We start from the raw sequence: 5,960 nt of genomic DNA, 5'->3' as shown, positions 1-5,960 counted from the left end.
TTGGACTTAAAATAAAGCCAGTTGATTGTGGCGAGAACGAACAGCTTTCTAGATTCGTGTTTTGACTGAAAAGTGAAGACACACCAAATTTTGCTTGGCGACCATAGCGCTTTGGACCCACCTGACTCCATGCCGAACTCAGTAGTGAAACGAAGCAGCGCCGATGGTAGTGTGGGGTCTCCCCATGTGAGAGTAGGACATCGCCAGGCTCTCATTATCTAATTAGCGCTTAGTATTAGGCTTTAGTTAGCAAAAATTTAATCATCAAAGCAATGATATGTAAGACTTTGATGAGTGAAATACAAAGCCCTGACCTAACGGTCGGGGTTTTTTTGTATCTTTAATCTTTGATGAAAAACCAATAGAGCCCTGGCCTGACGGTCAGGGCTTTCTTTTTTTGTTCGTGTTTGCTCGTCTCATCGCGACATAGCACAAAAAAGCCTCTCTATAATAGAGAGGCTTTTGTCGTTTTAACCAGTGTCGTTTTAACCAATATTGACGGATTAAATGGAATTTTTGTCTATCAGATCCTGAGTACGCTCGGCTGGCTCGTTAAGTCCGAGCTTCTTATAGGCTGTTAGCATCAGAGGCAAAGAAGCTTTAGCGGCTTCAGTGTCAGGGAAGTCTCGTTGTAAGGCCTGGCAACGGTTAACGGCTGCAACCCAAGCTTCACGACGAATATAGTAGTCGGCGGCGGCTAACTCGTATTGCGCTAAACGATTTTTTAACGCGATCATACGTGCCTTTGCATCAGCAGCATACTCGCTATTGGGATAGCGTTCGAGTAAGCGGCGAAAATCAGCAAATGCTTTACGAGCCGGCTGAGGGTCACGGTCATTGCGCTCCATACGGAGAATGTCGTGGATTAGGCTACGATCTTGTGCCATATGAACGAGGCCTCGCATATAGGCAACCCAGTCACTTTCGGCATGAGCGGGGTGCATACGCATAAAGCGATCAATGGTCGCTTCGGCCAAGGCCAGATCGTCATTTTTATAATAAGCATAGATAAGATCCAGTTGCACTTGATCGGAATAAGCACCAAACGGATAGCGAGAGTCCAATGCCTCAAGCTTTTCAATGGCTGTTATCCATGCCCCTTTGTTTAACTGCGCTTCAGCATCCTGATACAGTTTGGATGGCGGATCGTCTTGGACAACTTGACTGTTGCTTGAGCAACCGACGAGTACAGAGGCTGCGAGTAGCGCAGTAAGGGTTAGGCGTTTCATGGGTTATCGCACTTCCTTGAAAAGTTTTTATGCCATCTGGATTACGGTCACAGCGGCAAACAGATACAATGTCATTATCCCGGCTATTTTATCCAGTGATAGGCGACTATAGCAAAAGGCGTTTACCGGCGATATGCCGAGCGCCACGATAGCGACTGTTGCGAGGGTTTAGTCATAGAAATCACAGAAAAGTTCGGTATGGCACAACAGATAGAATTATCCCATCAGATCCAAGAACACCAAATGGGTCAGCGACTCGATCAAGCGATCGCAGAGCTGTTTCCCGATTACTCTCGCTCTCGGATCAAAACATGGATTCAAGCAGGGCAAGTCTCACTCGATGGTATGGCGGTAGACAAGCCTCGTCAGAAAGTCATGGGCGGGGAGCAGGTTGAGATTGCCACAGAGATTGAAGATGACGATCGCTGGCTACCCCAAGAGATACCGCTCGACGTCGTCTATGAAGATAATGACCTCTTGGTGATTAATAAACCTGCTGGGCTTGTGGTGCATCCAGGTGCCGGCTGTCCGGATGGAACACTATTGAATGGTTTACTTCACCGTTATCCTGATATCGGGGATGTACCGCGTGCAGGGATAGTGCATCGTTTGGATAAAGATACCACGGGCCTAATGGTGGTTGCGAAAACGATCCCCGCGCAGACCCGACTGGTACGCGCGCTACAAAAACGTAAAATCACGCGTGAATACGAAGCGATTGCGATTGGCAATATGACCGGTGGTGGCATGGTGGACAAACCGATAGGCCGCCATTCAACAAAACGGACTCATATGGCCGTCCAAGAATTAGGGAAGCCTGCGATAACCCATTATCGGGTTGCAGAGCATTTCCGGGGTCATACACGGTTACGTTTGCGACTAGAGACGGGGCGGACTCACCAAATCCGAGTGCATATGGCGTATTTAAATCATCCTCTGGTAGGGGACCCGCTTTATGGCGGTAAGGCAAAGCCTCCACGTCAAGCCGGCGAGATCTTGGTTCAGACGCTAAGGCAGTTCAAGCGCCAAGCATTACATGCCGCCATGTTACGTCTTGACCATCCGATCACGGGTGAGCAAATGGAATGGCATGCCCCGATCCCCGACGATATGGTCGCATTGACGGAGCATTTACGTAGCGACCAAGCGGAAAACGGAGAAGACGAGTACTAATGGATTACCTCCAACCTGATTGGCCTGCTCCTGATAATATCGGTGCACTTACCACAACTCGTGAAGGGGGAGTGAGCCAGGGCGCGTTTGCGGGTTGGAATCTTGGTATGCATGTGGGTGATGATCCAGATGCCGTGCAAAAAAATCGTCTTGCTCTAGCCGGTATGGTTCACGGAGAACTGACGTGGCTTGAGCAAGTTCATGGGACTGAGGTCGCACGGCTGCCACATCAAGACACACATCCCAAAGCCGATGCAGCATTTACAGATACCGTCGGACAAGCTTGTACGGTTATGACCGCTGATTGCTTACCGGTACTTTTTTGTAGCCATGATGGTTGCCAAGTCGCGGCGGCACATGCCGGGTGGCGAGGGCTACTAAATGGTGTTTTAGAATCAACCCTCGCTTTATTTGCGCAACCAGAACGCTGTTTTGTTTGGTTGGGGCCGGCAATTGGTCCACAAGCTTTTGAAGTCGGTGAAGATGTTTATCAGGCATTCATCTCGTATTCTTGGCAGACCAAGGCCGCTTTTTCACCTCGAGGGTCAGACAAGTATTTGGCTGATCTCTATGCGCTTGCAAGGCAACGACTAATAGCTACTGGCGTGACTGCGATTTATGGGGGATCGCTATGTACCTACCAGCAAGGCGATCAATTTTATTCCTATCGCCGAGATGGACAAACGGGGCGGATGGCAACGTGTATCTGGCGAATGAAATAAAGTCGTCTTAGATGCTTGAAAAATACCTGCATCGTGCCCATTTATTCATCAACTAAAGGTGTTAAGTGGGAGGAACTAACGATGCGCCTTGACCGTTTTACCAGTAAGTTTCAAATTGCCATTTCTGATGCGCAATCACTCGCGTTAGGGCGAGACCATCAATATATTGAACCCGTTCACTTGATGACCGCACTCCTGAATCAAGATAGCAGTGCGATTCGTCCGCTATTAACCATGCTGAACGTGGATGTGAGCCAACTGCGCTCTAGCCTTTCTGAGTTATTGGATCGCGTCCCTCAAGTCACAGGCACGGGCGGTGAGGTTCAGCTTTCGAATCATCTGGGTAACTTATTTAACCTTTGCGATAAGATCTCACAAAAGCGTAAAGACAAATATATCTCTTCTGAGCTTTTTGTCTTAGCTGCGGTAGAAGATAAAGGGCCGCTTGGGGAGCTATTGCGCAGCCATGGCCTGACATCACAAAAAGTTGAACAAGCGATAGAAAAAGTCCGTGGCGGTCAGCAAGTCGATGATCCCAACGCCGAAGAAAACCGGCAGGCGTTGGAGAAATTTACCCTGGATCTGACCGAGCGTGCTGAGCAAGGCAAACTGGATCCTGTTATCGGCCGTGATGATGAAATTCGCCGGACCATCCAAGTGCTACAGCGTCGTACCAAAAACAACCCCGTCCTGATTGGTGAGCCTGGTGTAGGCAAAACCGCGATTGTAGAGGGGTTAGCCCAGCGTATTGTGAATGGTGAGGTACCGGAAGGTTTGCGCCGTAAACGCGTGCTTTCTCTCGATATGGGGGCGCTAGTCGCTGGGGCTAAATACCGTGGGGAGTTTGAAGAGCGACTAAAGGCGGTATTAAATGAACTGGCGAAAGAGGAAGGTAATGTCATCCTCTTTATTGATGAACTTCATACCATGGTCGGGGCCGGTAAAGCTGAAGGGGCCATGGATGCCGGGAATATGCTCAAACCTGCCTTGGCACGGGGCGAGCTTCACTGTGTGGGCGCAACGACACTTGATGAATACCGCCAATATGTAGAGAAAGATGCGGCATTAGAACGTCGCTTTCAAAAAGTATTGGTGAATGAGCCGAATGTAGAAGACACGGTCGCCATTCTGCGCGGATTAAAAGAGCGTTACGAGCTGCACCATGCGGTAGAAATTACCGATCCGGCCATCGTCGCCGCAGCCAGCTTGTCACATCGCTACATTGCCGATCGCCAGTTACCCGATAAAGCCATTGATCTTATTGACGAAGCGGCGTCCAGCATTCGGATGCAAATTGATTCGAAACCCGATTCGTTAGATCGCTTAGAACGACGCATTGTCCAACTTAAAATTGAACAACAAGCACTAGAAAAAGAAGAAGATAGTGCGAGTCAAAAGCGTTTAGAAACACTGCGTGACGAGCTAGAGGCAAAAGAGCGTGATTATGCCGAGCTCGAAGAGGTCTGGAACACAGAAAAAGCCGCTGTATCTGGAGCTCAACATATAAAAGCTGCTCTAGAGCAAGCACGAACTGACATGGAGATAGCGCGGCGAGCCGGGGATTTAAGCCGAATGTCAGAACTACAGTATGGCAAAATTCCTGACTTAGAAAAGCAGCTCGATCTTGCTAGCCAAGCAGAAATGCAGGAAATGACTTTATTGAAAAACCGAGTCACAGAGGCTGAGATCGCAGATGTTATCGCACGGCAGACAGGGATCCCTGTTTCTCGTATGCTGGAAAGCGAAAAAGAAAAGCTACTTAAAATGGAATCAGCCTTGCACCAGCGGGTGATAGGTCAAGATGAAGCGGTCGGTGCCGTCGCCAATGCCATTCGGCGTAGCCGAGCCGGACTGGCGGATCCGAATCGCCCGATTGGCTCTTTCCTTTTCCTTGGGCCGACAGGGGTGGGTAAAACTGAGTTGTGTAAGTCGCTGGCCGAATTCATGTTCGATAGCCGTGATGCTATGGTTCGGATAGATATGTCTGAATTTATGGAAAAACACTCGGTAGCACGCTTAGTTGGCGCGCCTCCTGGTTATGTTGGATATGAAGAAGGGGGCTATCTTACTGAAGCGGTTCGTCGTCGTCCCTATTCGGTAATTCTACTTGATGAGATAGAAAAAGCGCATTCTGATGTATTCAACATCTTGTTGCAGGTACTCGATGATGGGCGTTTAACGGATGGTCAGGGGCGAACGGTTGATTTTCGAAATGCCGTCGTCATCATGACCTCCAATCTGGGTTCAGAGCAAATCCAAGCACACTTTGGTGAACTGGATTATGCAGGCATGAAGCAAACAGTGATGGAGGTGGCGGCGAATCATTTCCGACCGGAGTTTATTAACCGTATTGATGAAGCCGTTGTGTTCCATCCACTGGTTGAAGAGCATATAAAAGAAATCGCTGGCTTGCAGATGCAAGAGCTTGCCCGACGAATGGCAGAAAAAGATTTCAAATTGGAGATTTCCGAAGCCGCGCTTGCCAAGGTTGCTCAAAGCGGGTTTGATCCTGTCTACGGAGCGCGTCCACTTAAACGGGCTATCCAACAGACAATCGAAAACCCACTGGCGCAACAAATCTTGAGTGGGGAACTGGTCCCAGGTCAGCCCGTTTGGCTTGATGTTGAGAATGACCATGTCATTGCAAAACAAGGCTAACCCAGCCCTATCAGGCAAAAGCCACCATTTTTGGTGGCTTTTTTCTTGGTTTGACTCAAAAACGCTTAGGAATAATGCAAATTGTTGGGTTTTTGCGCGCCTGAGATCTTTTTATCAAAAACCCCTTGCGCCAAAAAATTACCTCTCTATAATGCGCTCTCGTTGGCACGGCAAGCCG

5 protein-coding genes and 1 rRNA gene are annotated in these 5,960 nt (G+C 48.9%); 5 read left to right on the top strand and 1 reads right to left on the bottom strand.

Annotation, left to right across the window (positions count from 1 at the left end; genetic code table 11):
* The first annotated feature begins 93 nt into the window (after positions 1–93).
* Positions 94–209: ribosomal RNA gene (gene rrf / locus HLG76_RS14540) — 5S ribosomal RNA — on the top strand.
* Between the two features lie 294 nt (positions 210–503).
* On the opposite strand, the gene bamD is transcribed toward rrf, so the two are convergent.
* Positions 504–1,229, bottom strand: coding sequence for an outer membrane protein assembly factor BamD (bamD, locus tag HLG76_RS14535; protein ID WP_175993924.1), 726 nt, complete (start codon positions 1,227–1,229; stop codon positions 504–506).
* A gap of 198 nt (positions 1,230–1,427) precedes the next feature.
* Here bamD and rluD point away from each other — a divergent pair, with 198 nt between their 5' ends.
* The 4 genes from rluD to HLG76_RS14845 form a co-directional block, all read left to right on the top strand.
* The gene (gene rluD, locus HLG76_RS14530; protein ID WP_077461943.1) at positions 1,428–2,402 is read left to right on the top strand and encodes a 23S rRNA pseudouridine(1911/1915/1917) synthase RluD; all 975 of its coding nucleotides are present in this window, start codon (positions 1,428–1,430) and stop codon (positions 2,400–2,402) included.
* Complete coding sequence (gene pgeF / locus HLG76_RS14525) at positions 2,402–3,124, top strand: peptidoglycan editing factor PgeF (RefSeq protein ID WP_021024606.1); 723 nt, start codon at positions 2,402–2,404, stop codon at positions 3,122–3,124. Before rluD ends, pgeF begins: the two co-directional genes overlap by 1 nt.
* An 81-nt stretch (positions 3,125–3,205) precedes the next feature.
* Positions 3,206–5,782: an ATP-dependent chaperone ClpB gene (gene clpB, locus HLG76_RS14520; protein WP_021024607.1), complete on the top strand. Its 2,577-nt coding sequence runs from the start codon at positions 3,206–3,208 to the stop codon at positions 5,780–5,782.
* Positions 5,760–5,960: hypothetical protein (locus HLG76_RS14845; protein WP_217706604.1), on the top strand; the 201-nt coding region annotated here is incomplete at its 3' end. The genes clpB and HLG76_RS14845, both read left to right, overlap by 23 nt.

It is taken from the genome of Salinivibrio sp. EAGSL, assembly GCF_013366455.1.
GTDB lineage: Bacteria > Pseudomonadota > Gammaproteobacteria > Enterobacterales > Vibrionaceae > Salinivibrio > Salinivibrio costicola.
The sequence above is the reverse complement of the archived record's forward strand: the minus strand, read 5'-3'. Positions and strand labels throughout refer to the sequence as shown.